The sequence below is a fragment of the Citrobacter sp. Cu233 genome, assembly GCF_030332225.1.
Lineage (GTDB): Bacteria > Pseudomonadota > Gammaproteobacteria > Enterobacterales > Enterobacteriaceae > Citrobacter.
Genome location: NZ_JAOWIF010000031.1, coordinates 231,138 through 246,999 on the forward strand (window position 1 = coordinate 231,138; position 15,862 = coordinate 246,999).

At 44.8% G+C, this 15,862-nt stretch carries 15 protein-coding genes; 5 read left to right on the forward strand and 10 right to left on the reverse strand.

The window, feature by feature from the left end:
* Positions 1 to 39 precede the first annotated feature (39 nt).
* From OGX95_RS07550 to OGX95_RS07560, 3 genes are read left to right on the forward strand one after another with little or no spacing between them, the layout of a single operon-like run.
* On the forward strand, positions 40 to 735 hold the full coding sequence (locus OGX95_RS07550; RefSeq protein WP_286629002.1) for a B3/B4 domain-containing protein: 696 nt from the start codon (positions 40 to 42) through the stop codon (positions 733 to 735).
* A 20-nt stretch (positions 736 to 755) separates the two neighbouring features.
* Positions 756 to 1,649 carry a dihydrodipicolinate synthase family protein gene (locus OGX95_RS07555; protein ID WP_286629309.1) on the forward strand — a complete coding sequence of 298 codons (894 nt, stop codon included), beginning with the start codon at positions 756 to 758 and terminating at the stop codon, positions 1,647 to 1,649.
* A gap of 60 nt (positions 1,650 to 1,709) precedes the next feature.
* Positions 1,710 to 1,946 carry a hypothetical protein gene (locus OGX95_RS07560; protein WP_286629003.1) on the forward strand — a complete coding sequence of 79 codons (237 nt, stop codon included), beginning with the start codon at positions 1,710 to 1,712 and terminating at the stop codon, positions 1,944 to 1,946.
* A 254-nt stretch (positions 1,947 to 2,200) separates the two neighbouring features.
* Here the strand turns inward: OGX95_RS07560 and dmsD are convergent, their stop codons facing one another.
* The 4 genes from dmsD to OGX95_RS07580 are packed head-to-tail and all read right to left on the reverse strand — an operon-like array spanning position 2,201 to position 6,789.
* Positions 2,201 to 2,857, reverse strand: coding sequence for a Tat proofreading chaperone DmsD (gene dmsD, locus OGX95_RS07565; RefSeq protein ID WP_286629004.1), 657 nt, complete (start codon positions 2,855 to 2,857; stop codon positions 2,201 to 2,203).
* 18 nt (positions 2,858 to 2,875) lie between these two features.
* Complete coding sequence (locus OGX95_RS07570; RefSeq protein WP_286629005.1) at positions 2,876 to 3,724, reverse strand: dimethyl sulfoxide reductase anchor subunit family protein; 849 nt, start codon at positions 3,722 to 3,724, stop codon at positions 2,876 to 2,878.
* A 1-nt stretch (position 3,725) separates the two neighbouring features.
* Positions 3,726 to 4,346, reverse strand: a complete 621-nt coding sequence (locus OGX95_RS07575) for a DMSO/selenate family reductase complex B subunit (protein WP_286629006.1) — start codon at positions 4,344 to 4,346, stop codon at positions 3,726 to 3,728.
* A gap of 4 nt (positions 4,347 to 4,350) precedes the next feature.
* Positions 4,351 to 6,789 carry a DMSO/selenate family reductase complex A subunit gene (locus OGX95_RS07580; protein ID WP_353655420.1) on the reverse strand — a complete coding sequence of 813 codons (2,439 nt, stop codon included), beginning with the start codon at positions 6,787 to 6,789 and terminating at the stop codon, positions 4,351 to 4,353.
* 186 nt (positions 6,790 to 6,975) lie between these two features.
* Between OGX95_RS07580 and OGX95_RS07585 the strand changes: the two genes are divergently transcribed.
* Positions 6,976 to 7,308 (forward strand): hypothetical protein, encoded by a 333-nt coding sequence (locus OGX95_RS07585; protein ID WP_286629007.1) that lies wholly within the window; start codon positions 6,976 to 6,978, stop codon positions 7,306 to 7,308.
* A gap of 45 nt (positions 7,309 to 7,353) precedes the next feature.
* Here the strand turns inward: OGX95_RS07585 and OGX95_RS07590 are convergent, their stop codons facing one another.
* Positions 7,354 to 8,775 carry a hypothetical protein gene (locus OGX95_RS07590; RefSeq protein WP_286629008.1) on the reverse strand — a complete coding sequence of 474 codons (1,422 nt, stop codon included), beginning with the start codon at positions 8,773 to 8,775 and terminating at the stop codon, positions 7,354 to 7,356.
* A gap of 704 nt (positions 8,776 to 9,479) precedes the next feature.
* Between OGX95_RS07590 and OGX95_RS07595 the strand changes: the two genes are divergently transcribed.
* Positions 9,480 to 10,643 carry a trans-sulfuration enzyme family protein gene (locus OGX95_RS07595; RefSeq protein ID WP_286629009.1) on the forward strand — a complete coding sequence of 388 codons (1,164 nt, stop codon included), beginning with the start codon at positions 9,480 to 9,482 and terminating at the stop codon, positions 10,641 to 10,643.
* 400 nt (positions 10,644 to 11,043) lie between these two features.
* Here the strand turns inward: OGX95_RS07595 and OGX95_RS07600 are convergent, their stop codons facing one another.
* From OGX95_RS07600 to OGX95_RS07620, 5 genes are all read right to left on the reverse strand, one after another.
* Positions 11,044 to 11,514: an Lrp/AsnC family transcriptional regulator gene (locus tag OGX95_RS07600; RefSeq protein WP_286629010.1), complete on the reverse strand. Its 471-nt coding sequence runs from the start codon at positions 11,512 to 11,514 to the stop codon at positions 11,044 to 11,046.
* Between the two features lie 541 nt (positions 11,515 to 12,055).
* Positions 12,056 to 13,204, reverse strand: coding sequence for an NADH-dependent flavin oxidoreductase (locus OGX95_RS07605; protein ID WP_286629011.1), 1,149 nt, complete (start codon positions 13,202 to 13,204; stop codon positions 12,056 to 12,058).
* A gap of 69 nt (positions 13,205 to 13,273) precedes the next feature.
* Positions 13,274 to 13,909: an SDR family oxidoreductase gene (locus tag OGX95_RS07610; protein WP_286629012.1), complete on the reverse strand. Its 636-nt coding sequence runs from the start codon at positions 13,907 to 13,909 to the stop codon at positions 13,274 to 13,276.
* 59 nt (positions 13,910 to 13,968) lie between these two features.
* Complete coding sequence (locus OGX95_RS07615) at positions 13,969 to 14,865, reverse strand: alpha/beta hydrolase (protein ID WP_286629311.1); 897 nt, start codon at positions 14,863 to 14,865, stop codon at positions 13,969 to 13,971.
* A gap of 29 nt (positions 14,866 to 14,894) precedes the next feature.
* Positions 14,895 to 15,815 carry an alpha/beta hydrolase gene (locus tag OGX95_RS07620; RefSeq protein WP_286629013.1) on the reverse strand — a complete coding sequence of 307 codons (921 nt, stop codon included), beginning with the start codon at positions 15,813 to 15,815 and terminating at the stop codon, positions 14,895 to 14,897.
* Positions 15,816 to 15,862 lie beyond the last annotated feature (47 nt).

Genomic DNA, 15,862 nt, shown 5'->3' on the forward strand with positions numbered 1-15,862 from the left:
CGATATCATGAAGTAAATTGGTCATTACAGGATTATCTCGTGTCGAAAGTCTCCCCGTCAATTGCTCCTGAAGTTTACGGCATCGCCCCCGGTTTCCGGGCTCTTAGTATTTATGCGCAGGCGGCGCCTGTTCTTAACCCTCACGTTGGAAAAATGGCTCTGAAAGAAGCCTGTGAAGCCGTTCTGGCTGGCAATCCCGACTGGGCTGAGGCCCATCTGGCAGCCTGGGCAGAAGCATTCCAGGGATTTGGTGCCAAGCCAAAACGTACTCCTTGCTCAGCAGATGCCTTGCGTAAGCGCGTTCTTCGCGACGGTACAATGCCGGCGCTCGACCCGGTAGTGGATTTGTATAACGCTGTCAGTCTGCAGTATGCCGTTCCGGTTGGCGGAGAGAATATCTCTGCCTATCAGGGTTCACCGCGTCTGGTTGTGGCAAAAGGTACAGAACCTTTTGATACTGTGAAAGAAGGTGAGACTGCCGTTGAATATCCTCCACAAGGTGAAGTTATCTGGTGTGATGACCATGGAGTGACTTGCCGTCGCTGGAACTGGCGACAGGGGATCCGAACCCGCTTAAGTGTGGACGCTCAGGAAATGTGGTTCATTCTGGAGAGCCTGCCGCAAATGCCCCTCGAGAAGCTTCATGAAGCCGGAAAGATGCTTACCGATGGCCTTGAAAAAATGATGCCCGGTCTGTGGTTTGAAGTGGCTTTCATAGAAGCGCAATGTCAGTAATATCACTCATGAGAAACACAATGTTCACCGGCTTGTCTGCGTTTCCGTTAACTCCGGTCATCGCCAGTGGCGTCGACGAACAGGGGTTCAGTAAGATTCTGGCCCGCCTTACGGCGGCCCGTGTAGATTCGATGGGCATTTTGGGATCAACAGGAAGTTATGCGTATCTGACCCGGGAGCAGCGAAATCGTATTGCTACTCTGGCAAAACAGCTTGCCGGAGATATTCCTGTGATGGTGTGTGTGGGGGCGGTCAGTACCGATGCCATCCTGCATCTGGCAGATGATGCGCAGGCAGCAGGTGCGGATGCACTGTTGCTTCCGGCGGTCAGCTATCAGTCACTTCGGGATGAAGAAGTTTTTTCACTTTTTGAAACGGTGACCCAAAATGCGTCTGTCCCTGTATGTGTCTATGATAATCCGGGCACCACGCATTTTAGCTTTACAGATGAACTCCACGGTCTTCTGTCATCACTGGAAGGCGTTCGTTCAGTTAAGATCCCGGGAGTCCCTGATAATCTGGCTGCAGCCACTGAGAGGGTGGATGCGGTACGCAGACATCTTCGCCTGGGAGTGACAATCGGTATTAGTGGCGATGCTTATGCCGGACTGGGATTAAATGCAGGCTGTGAGGTCTGGTACTCCGTGTGCGGCGGTCTGTTCCCGGAAACAGCAAAACAGATAACGGAGGCAGCAGCAATAAGGGATCATGCCTGCGTCACAGAACTGACAACCCGGCTGGAGCCGTTGTGGGCGTTGTTCCGTAAACATGGCGGTAGTATTCGCGTTATTGCTGCAGCTGCTGGCGTGCTTGGTCTGACTGATACGGATTGCCTGCCTCGCCCTCTACAGCCTTTGTCAGCTGGCGATATCGCGGATATTGCCCGTGTGATAACTGAGCTTGAACTGAAGTAACCCACCCACAGGGCTGGCATTCTGTCGGTCCTTCTGAAAAATGACCGGGCAATAATCCTCATGACAACCCTTAGGTGTACAAACGTTCCTGTTAAGGCAGGCCTTTTCCGCTATGCCTGTGCAGCGATGCTGGCACGCATTGCTGATGGCGGCGGGGTGCTGGCCGTGATTTTACTGTGCCAGTCATCTGAACAGTATTTCTCGGTTAGGGACTTACGCGCCGCTGGCATTAAGACTGAGTGTCCTGTCAGCAGTTCTCGTAATGTCCCTGTCGAGCCGCATCCGGATGTTGTTTAAAAATAATCACTGGCAAAACAACCCGTCTGGTAGTCAGCAGAAAACGTTTTCTGCAGGTAGGTTCCTAACGCCGGAGATCGTCCTCAGGCGGATATCATTTAGTCGCCTCAGGACTATAGTATCCGTTGAGAGGCTTTCCCAGCAGGTAGCCGGAATTATCAGAAGCTGAACTGCACTCTGGCCTGCGTCAGGGATCATTCAGCCTGCATGTCAGAGCACAGTTCTTCGCCTGGTCAGGCTAATAACAAACCAGTCTAACCATTTGACCTGCTTTCCCGGACTGAAAAGTATACCTTCCGGTTCCTGACAGGGACCGGATTTCCTGTCTGCCATAATCTGAGTGTTTCATTGGTCAGTGCACTTAATGACGAGTAAAAAGGGTGGTCTGCATATAAGGTGAGACTGTGCAAATAATGAAACGCCCACGGAAGAAGGTGAAAAGACATAAGCTCGCTTAGTCCAGTCTCATCATCCTGATCCGCAAGCCATGAACCCAGCAATAAAAGCAAACCCAGATGGTCCTCTGGCTCAGCATCCTGGCGAGGATATGCAATACCTTTGACATCCATCCAACTACGAAGCTCACAGGTTGAGTGTCCAAAATTCACACAATCCTTATCAAGCCACACTGACCCCCATGGTGGAACTGTAAGTTTCCCCGGGCCCATGAAAAGGCGGGTGTACGCTGTATCCCGGGTTTCCCCCTGATATTCCAGGTTTGAGGTTAAATGTGAGGCATATCTGTCTATAGATTTATTTCTTTCTGGCCAGTCACAAATCCAGTTATGAGAAGCAATAAAAGATATAATTTCCCTGTTTCCACCAGAAGAAGGAGGATAAAGAAAAAGGCTACCTAAAATTCTGCCGCTATATTTTACCAAAGCCAATTTGTCAGCATTAAATGTTCCCATTGCTTAATCATCCTTAATCTAAATAAGCCCGACAGTGAAATGTAAACTATAAAAAATAAATCTACCGATTACTTCTCCGGAAAATACCATTACGCAGGGTAAAAAAAGCCAGACAGGGTTGGTGGAAATGCGTTTTGAAATGACAAATAAGCTAAGAAATACCCCAAAAATAATAAACGAGTATTTCAATCCAACCAGCCAGGTGAATTCTGGCAGAATTTCGTTCCCACGATATAACGTGGTACTTATGAGTGATAGATCATGCCATTGTAAAAGTGTAATCATCAAACTAAGAAATATAGCTAGTGCCATAAAAATATGCAACATATTGTTTTTCAGTTCAACACCGCTGGAGTGTAACAGCGTAGCACCAAGAACAGGGCTTACTATTAAACTTGTCATATAAAAAGACAATGGCGTAAAGGTATTATTCCATGTCGGAATGGTTGGCACCGAAGAGTATACTATTGTTATCAGATACAGAAACAGTAGTCCGGAAATGACCGCAACAAAAGAAAAAAACTTTGCTAATTTCAATGGCAGTATATTAATCCATGAGGTTAGCCACCACAGACCGGCAATACCAAAAAAAGCAGACCCCGCAGCTATTTCATTGCTTAATGCTGAATGACCAATTCTGTTAAGCGAATTTAGTGCGCGAAATGGAGAGCCCAGATGAAAAGTCGAGGCTGCAAACGCAACAGACATCATGATCCATAATATAAACATCCTTGTCAGGATGTTTTTTCTTACCAGACTGTCATTATTACTAAACCATCCATAGACTAAAATGATAAACGTTCCCACCACACACTGGCTCAGTACAGTAAAAAATACGAGGGGTAATTCATGCCATCCGTTACTCATTTTAAATTTCCTCAGGGTTTGCCAGGTATCCCGTGCGATCATTCACTGGCCGACTGTTTGCGTTTGGCGTAATGACCAGGCTGGGCTGGGTAAAATGTGATGACGGTAAAGGTGCAACAGCAGCTAACTGGCCATATTTCTTGCTAAGCTCATCTATTGGTCCCATGTCAATTGCACGAAGCGGACACGACTCAACGCAGACTGGTTTTTTTCCCTGATGAACCCGCGAATAACAACCATCACATTTTGTCATATGTCCGAGTTCTTCGTTAAACTGCGGAGCACCATAAGGACAGGCCATGTGGCAGTATTTACACCCAATACAAACATCCTCGTTGACTACCACAAAGCCATCTTCCCTTTTATGCATGGCTCCGCTGGGACAGACTTTGGTGCAGGCAGGATCGGCACAGTGATTGCAGGATATTGAGAGATAATACGTAAAAACATTATTATGGATACTTTCACCTTCCTCTCTGAGCCATGATCCGCCTGTATATTCATATATTCTGCGAAAATTAATATCGGCAGATAAATTTTTATAATCCTTACATGCCAGTTCGCAGGTTTTGCAACCAGTGCAACGCTCACTGTTTATATAGAAACCATATTGAGTTAACATTTACTTACCCTTCATATTTTATAATTTCAACAAGGTTTGTATGCTGAGCAGTTCCTTTGGACAACGGGGAAGATCGATGGTTGGTCAGAGTATTGATGCAGGAGCCATGATCAATTCTATCCCCGTCCATATTTGCGTTATGCCATGCGCCTTCTCCCATCGCTGTTACGCCAGGCATGATCCTTGGGGTAACCTTAGCTTTGATAGTGAGTGCACCTCTGGCATTAAACACCTTAACAGTATCTCCGTGCCTGATATTCCTTTGTTCTGCATCAAGCGGGTTGATCCATATTTCCTGTGGGCAGGCACTTTTGAGGATATCGATATTCCCATAGCTGGAATGGGCTCGTCCTTTAAAATGAAATCCGGTCATCTGTAGCGGATAGGATTTACGCTCAGGAGCATCCCAGCCATCAAAGGTTGATGCATAAACTGGAAGTGGACTGATGACTTCATCGTCCAGGAGTTCCCATTTCTGCGCCAGTTCTGCCAGCCTTGAAGAATAAATTTCAATCTTACCTGATGGTGTTGATAAGGGATGATTTATCGGATCTTCTCTGAATTCCTTAAAGGCAACCAGATGTCCAGTAGGGTCTTTTTGTTTATAAATCCCCATTTCCCTGAATTCTTTATAGGAGGGAAGGGAAGGGGCATCAGTTCGCATTTTATCATACAGGAACTCCAGCCACTGTTCCTGTGTCCGGCCTTCAGTAAACTTCTGATAGATGTCATCGCCTAATCTTTTAGCAATTTCACTGACCGTCCAGTAGATAGGTTTCCTCTCAAACTTAGCACTGGTTGCAGGCTGAACATGAATGAGATACCCCATATTCCCGGCATATTCATTTGGCATAAAATCTTCCTGCTCAATACTCATAAGATCAGGTATTAAAATATCGGCATATTTGGCAGAGGCAGTCATGAAGATTTCAGAGACGACGATCATTTCACATTTATTCTCATCACAAAGAATTTCATGTGTCCGGTTAATATTGCCATGCTGGTTAATTAACATATTCCCGGCCCTGTTCCATATGAATTTCACCGGAACATCAAGCCTGGTTTTACCCCTTATGCCATCCTTTAGTTCAGTCATTTCAGTACCATGATCAACCGCATCAGCCCATTTAAAACAGGGAATGCTGGTTGTAACCGGGTTTTCAAAAACCGGTATCCGTTCAATCGGCATCATATAAGAATTTTCACGGGAGCCACTATTTCCACCCTGGATACCCACATTCCCGGTAAGTATCGCCAGCATGGAGATAGCGCGCGCATTGAGTTCGCCATTTGCCTGGCGTTGCGGCCCCCATCCCTGACAAATAAATGCTGGTTTTGCAGAACCTATTTCACGGGCAAGTTTAATGATTTTCTCAGCGGGAACAGAGGTTATGCTTTCGCCCCATTCAGGTGTTTTGGCTGTATTGTCTTCACCGTAGCCCAGTATATAAGCCTTGTAATGACTGTTTGCCGGGACGCCATCTGGTAGTGTTTTTTCATCATAGCCGACACAGTAATTATTCAGAAAATTCTGGTCGACCATATTTTCAGTAATAAGCACCCATGCCAGACTGGCAGCCAGAGCAGCATCTGTACCTGGGCGAATAGGGATCCATTCATCCTCACGGCCTGCTGCGGTATCCGTATAGCGGGGGTCGATAACTATCATCCGGGCATTTGATTTTTCACGAGCTTGTTCAAGGTAATATGTTACGCCACCTCCGCTCATCCTTGTCTCTGCCGGGTTATTACCAAACATAACCAGGAGTCGGGTATTCTCAACATCGGACATGCTGTTACCAATATCCTGGCCATAGGTATACTCCATAGCGGTATTAATTTGTCCGTTGCTGTAGTCACCGTGATAGCGAAGGAAACCGCCATAGCAATTCATCAAACGGGCAAAAAGGGAATCGAAAGGCTCTGAATAGGTGATGTTTCCACCAATGACACCGGTAGAAAAGTTCAGGTAGATTGCCTCATTGCCATATTCTTTCTTCACTTTTTTTATTGATGATGCAATTGTATTCAGTGCTTCATCCCAACTGATACGTTCAAATTTTCCTTCGCCCCTTCTGCCAACGCGTTTCATTGGATATTTAAGCCGGTCAGGATGATTGATTCGCCGTCTGATTGATCGTCCTCTCAGGCAGGCCCTGACCTGATGGTTACCATACTCATCCAGACCGGTATTATCTGTTTCCACCCAGTAAATCTCGTCATTCCTGACGTGGAAGCGTAATGCGCACCGGCTACCACAGTTAACAGAACATGCTCCCCAAACCACTTTGTCCGGACTTGTTGCTTGTCCGGCTGCCCTGACAGGTGGAATATTGGCAAATGGCATGAACACGTTACCTGCAATGGCAGCAAGACTGCACATTGTTGAATTCTTTAATAAAGTACGTCTTGATGTCTTTATCTTTTCCAGATATGAAGCCATTTATACTTCCCTCTTTCTAAAGTAATCAGTCACTTAACTTGAAATCCAAACACTGTATTCACGCCTAAAACAGCCGATAAATTGCACCTTTTACTCCTTTTTATGGTCAATATAGTGATCAAAAATAGTAAATATTTTGACCTTGATCTATAAAGGTCAATATAATGACCGGGTGGAGCATTATGATTGGATTCTGTCGCCTTTTCAGTAAGGAAGCAGCATTCAGGAAAAAATAGCGAAATCTGTTCAAGAGGTTGGTATGGATTGGTTTCAGCAGTCTTGCAGGTTTGCCTACAAGATGCTTTTGGAGAAAAAACGTATGACTTCCCGGAAATTAGGACTGAAGGAAAATATAAATACAATGAACTTCGGGATATACTTTTTCAGCTAAGAATTAAACACGGTGTTATTAGTGATAAAGATAACGGTATTTTTCTGAATGCAGAGATTTATCGGGACTGGCTCCATTGCCACTATAGATATAATGCAGTAAAACAAAAAACAGGAGTCAGTAATTAATAAGGGTGCTGTTGCAGCACCCATTATAATATCCAGCCGTCTATACTAGACTATACCATGGTCATTGAATTTCTCTTTTTCTTTATTATCACTACGAACGAAAAAGTAAATCATAGCAAGGATAATAATCAGAAATCCTATCCCGACAATCCAGTAACCCGGGCCAAAAGGCCCTGGATTAAGAACCATATACACAAGCGAGCCAGCAGAACAGAGCACCACACCAGTACGCAATATCCATTGAATGAATTTATTCTCGTCATCTCTTAAAAAATGATGGGCTAGCAACATCACCACCATGATTGCTGGAAAAAGGATTAGACTGACATCAAGATGTAACATTCTGAAAGCAAATCCGTAGTCTCCCAGAGGGACATCTTTAGAGGAGTTGTAAAGATCGGCCCGGTACTCTTCCAGAAATCCCATGCCTGCAACAGTGATTACAATGCTGCCCCAGGTAATAAAAATACCGCCGAGAGTGTATTTAGCTGTCTTATTTAGCGCATGTTCCGGCATTTTTTTACCGAACAAAATAGCACCGATAAGTAACATACCGCCCAGTAAGAAGAACGTACCAATAGCGAAGTCCCCCAGGTCAATGCCAGCCACACTCTGACCTCGCGGAGCATAGAATCCCTTCTCAGTAAAAATATGAGGAATCTGCATGCCAGAACCACCAAAACCGGAAACAACCATGATTATAATGAGCAGAATCAGACCTGTTATGGCCATCCATTCCCCTGCAGATTTTGCAACTGCTGCGGAACCTGACAGACGGCGTCCATATTTCCAGCTGATGACAGATAAAATAAGTCCAATGACGGCTACTACCATCATATCTGAATGAGATCTTAACAGATTATCCTGCCATTCCTGTAATGAATAGCCTATCTTGCTGGCATACCATCCCAGAATCCCCGGCCAGTCACCAAAGTCGAGGATAAATCCCGCCAGATCACCAATCAGTGCGGCAATAACAGCAGTGGCTGACGCCGATAAAACTAAATAATATGTAGCTGATCGTTTAAGATCCTCATTTTTAATCACTATTAAACCGTATGTCATCGTGATTAAAATTACATCAAGTGCAATGAATGCGAGAATTTGATACCAGAGGAAAATTTTAGTATATTCCATTGAGCGGTTAACCGCTCCACCTGTAACGCCGATTATCACAGTAGCGACTGTGCATAAGAATATAATTTTCTTAAATTTTTTATCAAGATCAAAAACCTGACTGATAATCAAAGCTGTTATTCCTGCAAGACCAACAGTCATGCCATGAAAATACATCACCCTGGAGTAATCAACCGGAGTGGTTCTATCAACGAAGATAGAAAATGGATTGGATATAAACACACTGCCTATGGCATATACTACTAAAATAATTAATAACCATTTAATTACCTGTGGCCATGGATATTTGCCGAGTCCTATTTCAGAACTGGTGTTAGGAGGGTTAGTCATGGTTTTTTCCTCTAAAAATGCGCACGCTGTAATGCTGCTTGTCTCTTAAAATCACTGGTTCGTGTACGTCCTGTCCGGGAGGGCTGACAGGGTTCCTGTTTGAAAACATGAAGGTTTCCTCTTACCGGCATGCTGATGGCATTACATCTGCACCCTTTATAAAACACATAAAAATCAACAGTTAAAATGATTTTTGGTCATAAGATACTACGAAGTCATCATAATGACCATTGTGAAGTAAAATATTGACCGATGTCTACTTTTACATTTCTTATCCCGGCAGTCGGGTGGTTAATAGATGTAAGTCACTGAAATATAATATTATAAATAATACTCGTAATCGGTTTGTTTTTGATGGCCTGGCAATCGCACAGCGAGTGTTTAACGTATATTTAACATTCAAGCCTGTTAACCCTCTATCCCAAAAGATGGTCTCAGCATTGGTGGCAAGATACATTTGCAGTTTGCGGCTAATTTTCTCTGATATATGGAGTTATACTGCAAATGACACTGCTTTTTATGGTTAAGTTTGACCGGAACCTTTTACAGTATATTGATAGAATAAGTTCGGTCGTCTGACAGGTAATACAAAATTGTTTTGTCCTGCAGTTACGCCTTTATAAGGGGTGCCTTATGGAATTTTTGTTAATTAATATACCTGTCTGAAAGCCCTAATTTATTATCTAACATTCAAAGGTTCTTACATGAAGATTAATACAGCCTGTGTTCATTCAGGTAACAATAATGACGATTTTTACGGTGCCCTGCATACTCCCATCTATCTGACGAGTAATTACCGGCTGCCTACCGATGGTACGCCAGTTGACTGGAGCGGTATTAATTCTAATATTTATGCCAGAAACCGTAATGTTAACCAGACTGCTCTGGAAGAAAAACTTAAGGCACTTGAAGAGGCTGAAGATTGTGCTACTTTTGCCAGTGGTGCTGCGGCCCTACACGCTGTTTTTGCTACCTTACTAAAAAAAGGAGATCATGTAATCTGTTCTCAGGTTTGTTACAGTTCCGTGAATATTCTTTTTCGGGAAGTACTGCCTGAACAACTTGGTATTGAAGTAAGTATGATTGATACCACAGATGCTAAGAATGTAGGCAAGCATATTAAATCTAATACCCGAATGATACATATTGAAACTCCCGGTAACCCTACTACAGGTATCAGTGACATTAGTGAAATTGCTAAGTTGGCATCTCCTGGTAATATTTTGTTATCTGTAGATGGTACATTTGCTTCCCCCCTGTATCAGAAACCACTGGCATTAGGTGCAGACCTTGTCGTACATAGTATGACAAAATATATTAATGGCCATGGTGATGCTCTCGGAGGTTGTGTTTTAGGTAATAAGAAACTTATCGAGAAAATAAAGCTTACAGCAATGGTTAATTTTGGCGGGATCCTGAGTCCTTTCAACGCGTATTTAATTAATCGTGGGTTAGTAACACTACCGTTAAGGATGAAGCAACACTCAATTTCTGCACATAAAGTGGCAGTACATTTATCAGCCCTTCCATGTATCAGGTTCGCTTATTATCCGGGTCTCGATTCACACCCTCAACATACCGTTGCTGCAAAGCAAATGGTGGGCTATTCGGGTATGATTAGTTTTGCGCTGAAAGGGGATGAAAAAACCAACTATCTTTTCCTGAATGCTTTATCCCTTATTTCTCATGCTGTATCACTCGGCGACGGTGAAACGCTGATAGTTTATAACGAAGTTACTTCAGAAAAAATAAAATATTACCCTCAAGAATTCCATAATGGCTTTTTCCGTCTCAGTATTGGTCTTGAGGATCCGGATGATATTATCGAAGATATTAATATGGCGCTAACAGGCGCTGGATTAATGTAAATCCCCGTTCGTGATGGTCTTATGGCAATGAATGCCATAGTGATTATCGCGGAATTGCTTCATTGTGACATGAAGTTTATTTGCCGTTGTTTTTTATATTACCGGTATTTTGAATACCGGTTTTTTTGCGGTAAAAGCTGATCTTCCTCACTATATGTGATGTGATTATTGGCGGGGCAGGAATACCTAAAATCTACGCGTTGAACTGGGTACAACTCGCGTAACCAAAGGGATGCATAAGTTATTATTTATCAAAACGCAAATAATCATGTGGAGTACCTGCACTGTCTCCCACAAAAATTATGACTTTTTAGGGGGGAGGAATGCCTGAATGGTAATAACCCATTATCTTAATCTGACAGTTGCCTTACCTCATTCAGTCTGAGGTTGAAGGCCGTGTTCATGGTCTTCCTGGCGCGCCGTGAACATGTTTCAGTACAAGTGTGGTAGAGGTTTCAGCAACGCAGGGGAGCCCCTGTAACACCGTGGGGATAAATTCTGCCAGGGTTGCCATATTTTCCACCCACACACGTAGCAGGTAGTCGCTATCTCCAGTAACAAGGAGACATTCAGTAATCTCACGATGCTCTCTTGTTGCTTTAAGAAACTGTTCATGTCCTTCAGGGGCCTGAAAAGAGAGTTTAACAGATACCAGAACGCATATACCGAGCCCCATAGCTTCAGGATTAAGTCGGGCTGTGTAACCCTCAATGACACCGGCCTCTTCAAGTTGACGGATACGACGCCCACATGGTGTGGGTGATAGTCCCACATGCTCTGCAATCTCCGCTGTGGTCATCCTGGCATTCCTGGTGAGCACATTAAGAATTTTATGATCTATGCCATCGAGTTTAAAACCTGGAGTTTTCATGCTGATTAATGGTCTTTTTGGTTATTAACACTACACAGATTAACTGTTTTGAAGCATTAAAGCATTCACTGCCAAGGTTAAGAAGTAAAAAAGTGAGCATCGTTATGCTTACCAGAACGCTCTTATCTATTAATGACCTGTTGGTGGTCACGCTACTTTAATATTTGAGGAGGGGGTAACTCCAATATGCTAATGTCTATTTATGACTCATTGGGAATGTTCAGGCTATAGTTTTCAAACATGTATGCTTAGTCAACAACTCACTTTTCCTGATGAGGAGTTTCCTGTGGCTATGCCTGACGCCGGGATGTTCACCGTGAAATAAATCAACCGCTTCAAAATCCTTCAGGGTGTCATCGATCGCAGTCTGCGTCCTGACCAGGCTGCTCAACGAGGGACCAAGAAAAACGCTAGACTATGAATCACCCGCAGAGCGTTTTAACCAATGTGTTGCATCCATCAGTTGAACTCACAGCGAAAAGCAGACTTAAGGCTGTGGAACAGCGCATGGTCTATTCCACAGCATACAACCACAATGAATTTACCGGACATCTCTTACAGGAAACCACCCTGTTCCTTTTGATGCCTTGATAACGCTCCAAAGTTTGTCTGGAATAGATAGCTCTGGCACGAATTTGGGATCAAGTGCTGTCTGAATTTCTTCACTTCGACCTGATTTAGCCAAAGAAACCCACTCTGGGTTAATAACCAACCCTTTTCCTACTGCGACGAGAGGGAGGCCTAAGGAAAGCGCTTCCAGCGCCTGATCAGGGGTGCGCACTTTTCCCGCAGCAATCACCGGAACCCTCCCGGCAATATGATTTAATAGCAGTTCGATAGTTCGCAGCCCTTTTGAATTCTCAACGGGATAGCTCTCGTTAATACTCACCAGAGACGCGTGTATATAGGAGACACCGGATGAGATCAAACGATCCAGTAGCTTATAAGAGTCCTCTATCCGCAGTCCCCCTTTAGCAGACTCTTCAGGGGAAATTCTGTAGCCAATGACAAACGGTTTTGTCGCATATTCGTAAACTGCGTTTTTAACTTCCTGCAATACAGCCAGTGGGAAACGCATACGATTCTCAAGATCGCCCCCCCATCTGTCGGAGCGATGATTAAACAGCGGGGAGAAGAAATTTTGCAGGAGGAAACCGTGCGCGCCATGAAGCTCTACACCATCGAAACCGGCTTTAATCGCTCTTTTAGTCACATCACCAAATGCCTGAATCGTTGCCTGGATTTCATTTTCTGTCATTTCCCTGCTCAGGGTTTTACCACTATTGAAATCACCTGCCTGGGCTTTTGATGCACTGGCGCTTAAAACATCACTATTAGGTACAAGTTCAGGAAGCGCCTTGTTGCCAGCATGAAAAATCTGAAGAATGGCCGGTGCGCCGCCACTCTTTGCCGCAGTAGCCAATTTTTCAAGACTGTTTATGAATCGATCGTCATACGCTGCAAACTCATCGGTAAATCCGATACCACTTGGCGTAACGTAGGTACACCCGGTAATTACCAGTCCAACATCCCGGGAGCGTCGTTCATAAAATGCCAGCTCTTGATCAGATATCGTCCCGTCAGGATTTGCTGACCATGTGGTCATAGGAGCCATTACGATACGGTTACGTAATTCTATGTTTTCGCCCAGGGAATAAGGAGCGAATAATGATGTAAATTTATTTTTCATGATGTTATTCCGGTTGAGTTTTATTTATCAGAAGATGCTCGTTATGGACGTTAATCATTCAAATGCGGTTTACATAAATTTAGGTTTACTTCCATTAGTACCGGGTTTATTCAAACCAATATTTTTATTTACCATTTGCGATGGGTTATTTATGATTTTGACAACCTGATCAGCTACGCTCTTTCTGGAAACCTCTGTTCCTTTAAATGACTCATCTTTTTGTGTGACCTCATAATCAACTTCATTTTCATCTGTCAGCCAGGCGGCTCTGATGATGGTATAGTCGAGGTCCGAGGCTTCCAGAATGTCAGCGGCTTTTCTGTAAGGAGGAAGGTACTCTCCGATGGTGTTATTGTTCCACTCGCCGAAAGCGCCTGGCACTTCATCGTAAATACCGAGGGTGTTAATGCTGATTACCCTGGTTACATTATTTTTTTTCATCGCTGAAACAATGACTTTCATCTGTTCATCAACATTCCCGGCAAGGTTTGCATAAACAATATCTTTCCCAGCTATAAGTCGGTCCATGAGCTTCTGGTCTGATGCATCACCAATAATAACTTCTGAGTTTACAGGTTCATTACCTTTTATATTCGTTGGTTTGCGATACAACAATGTCATTTTAATATCAGTTTGAGTGGATAGCATATCTATCACCCAACGGGCAATTTGCCCATTGGCACCTAAAATAAGCACATTTGTCATTCTTGTGTCCTGGATAGTCATCAAGTTGTAAATGGGGAGATATTCCCCCATGTCAGCACTTATAAATGGGTTTTGTAGAAAGGAATGAGTTTATCAAGAGCCTGTTTGACAGGTTCTGGTTTGTCGTAGAGGTCATAATGAGACCACCCTTCAACCACGACCAGTTCTTTATCTTTGGAAGCTGCCCGACCAATAATTTCACAGCCATCACGATATGCTCCAAATGCACCAACTTTGTCTCCTACTACAACCATCAGCGCCTGGGTCAAGAGAACTTCTGCCAGATGAAATGCATCCCACCCCACGGCGACAGTTTGGTGAGAGAAAAGCGCCCGGTTCACCCCGTTTGGCGCATAACCTCTCGGAGAACGGTAATATTCAGTTGCACCAAACAAGTCTGTTTCTGTCAATCCTGCTGCAACAGCAGCCTCCGGTGATGGTGGCAGCAAATCATCCACACGAAGCTTAGCACCACGAGCCTCTGCGGTTCTTTGCTGTGCCATTGCTTCGAGTGCTCCTATCGGGTCGAACGCTGTAAATCCTTCACGCATCAGACGGCCATAATTTGCACCAGTAACAGTACCGATGGCCTTAATCCGACGCTCGGTCATTGCCGCATTGATGGCATATCCACCTCCGCCACAAATACCCAGCACACCGATACGTTCTTCATCGACGTAAGGCAGTGTTACCAGATAATCCACCACGCTACTGAAATCTTTAACACGCATCGTGGGATCTTCCAGATAACGAGGCTCTCCACCACTATCCCCCTGGAAACTGGCATCAAACGCAATCACGATAAACCCGGCTTTTGCCAGCGCTGCGCCATACACACTGCCTGACGTTTGTTCTTTACAACTTCCAATCGGGTGAGCGCTGATAATTGTCGGATACTGTTTTGACTCATCGAACACCGGTGGAAACTGAATGCTGGCGGCAATATGACAGGCCATATCGGCGTTCTGGATACGTACGTGTTTCATTACAGCGTCTCCTCGAAGAATGGCGCTAATACCGAAACGGCTTCCGCGACGTATACTTTGCCGTCATACAAGTCCATGTGGTTGGCGCCTTCGACAATGTGGTACCGCTTATCCTGGCTTGAGGCGCGATCGTACAGATCGTCGCTCATCCATTTACTTCCCGCAGCGCTACCCGCAACAATTTGCAGTGGTTGGGTCAGGTAAACCTCCGCCATATGGTAAGCGTCATAGGTAATGATCTGGTTGAGGTTTCGCAGCGTGGCGTATCCAGGGGCTGTCGGGTACTGTGCCCGTGGCGTATGGTAATACTCCCAGGCCTGGCGCAATTCTTCATTTGGAGCATCAGACTCCTTCATTGGCGCAAACGGCATAATGGCATGTTCACCGCTGCTGATATCACTGGTGCGGGCTCTGGATCCCGCTTCAACATATGGCAGTGCATCAATGGACTTCACATTGTTTTCCCAGCCATTACGGAACATTGAGCCGATATTAACAGCGCTGACCGTTCCGACGGCCTTGATGCGACGATCCTGAATCGCGGCATTGGCGGTATAGCCCGCTCCAGCGCAAATGCCCATTGCGCCAATTCTCGCAGTGTCGACATAAGGCAGTGTAGTAAGGTAATCAATCACCGCGCTGACATCTTCCGTACGGATGTACGGGTTTTCCTGCTGGCGCGGTTCGCCGCCGCTTTCGCCCTGATAAGACGCATCATAAGCTACCGTCACAAACCCTTTTTCTGCCAGCTTTTCGGCATAGGTTCCGGCGGTTTGTTCCTTAACGCCGCCCCCAGGATGAGAAACCACAATAGCCGGATACTTGCGGCTTTCATCAAATGCGGGTGGGAAATAAAGTACAGCGGACAAAGAAATTGTCGGGATATTGCTGTTGGTGAAGCTGATTTTCTGGTTCATCATCCGGTTCCTCATTGGGCTGTCGGTTATCTGTCGTACTTGATGGGATA

Coding starts and splice junctions, on each gene's coding strand:
- OGX95_RS07555 (WP_286629309.1), top strand. CDS start 756: ATGTTCACCGGCTTGTCTGCGTTTCCGTTAACTCCGGTCATCGCCAGT.
- OGX95_RS07560 (WP_286629003.1), top strand. CDS start 1,710: ATGACAACCCTTAGGTGTACAAACGTTCCTGTTAAGGCAGGCCTTTTC.
- dmsD (WP_286629004.1), bottom strand. CDS start 2,857: ATGGGAACATTTAATGCTGACAAATTGGCTTTGGTAAAATATAGCGGC.
- OGX95_RS07570 (WP_286629005.1), bottom strand. CDS start 3,724: ATGAGTAACGGATGGCATGAATTACCCCTCGTATTTTTTACTGTACTG.
- OGX95_RS07575 (WP_286629006.1), bottom strand. CDS start 4,346: ATGTTAACTCAATATGGTTTCTATATAAACAGTGAGCGTTGCACTGGT.
- OGX95_RS07580 (WP_353655420.1), bottom strand. CDS start 6,789: ATGGCTTCATATCTGGAAAAGATAAAGACATCAAGACGTACTTTATTA.
- OGX95_RS07590 (WP_286629008.1), bottom strand. CDS start 8,775: ATGACTAACCCTCCTAACACCAGTTCTGAAATAGGACTCGGCAAATAT.
- OGX95_RS07595 (WP_286629009.1), top strand. CDS start 9,480: ATGAAGATTAATACAGCCTGTGTTCATTCAGGTAACAATAATGACGAT.
- OGX95_RS07600 (WP_286629010.1), bottom strand. CDS start 11,514: ATGAAAACTCCAGGTTTTAAACTCGATGGCATAGATCATAAAATTCTT.
- OGX95_RS07605 (WP_286629011.1), bottom strand. CDS start 13,204: ATGAAAAATAAATTTACATCATTATTCGCTCCTTATTCCCTGGGCGAA.
- OGX95_RS07610 (WP_286629012.1), bottom strand. CDS start 13,909: ATGACAAATGTGCTTATTTTAGGTGCCAATGGGCAAATTGCCCGTTGG.
- OGX95_RS07615 (WP_286629311.1), bottom strand. CDS start 14,865: ATGGCCTGTCATATTGCCGCCAGCATTCAGTTTCCACCGGTGTTCGAT.
- OGX95_RS07620 (WP_286629013.1), bottom strand. CDS start 15,815: ATGATGAACCAGAAAATCAGCTTCACCAACAGCAATATCCCGACAATT.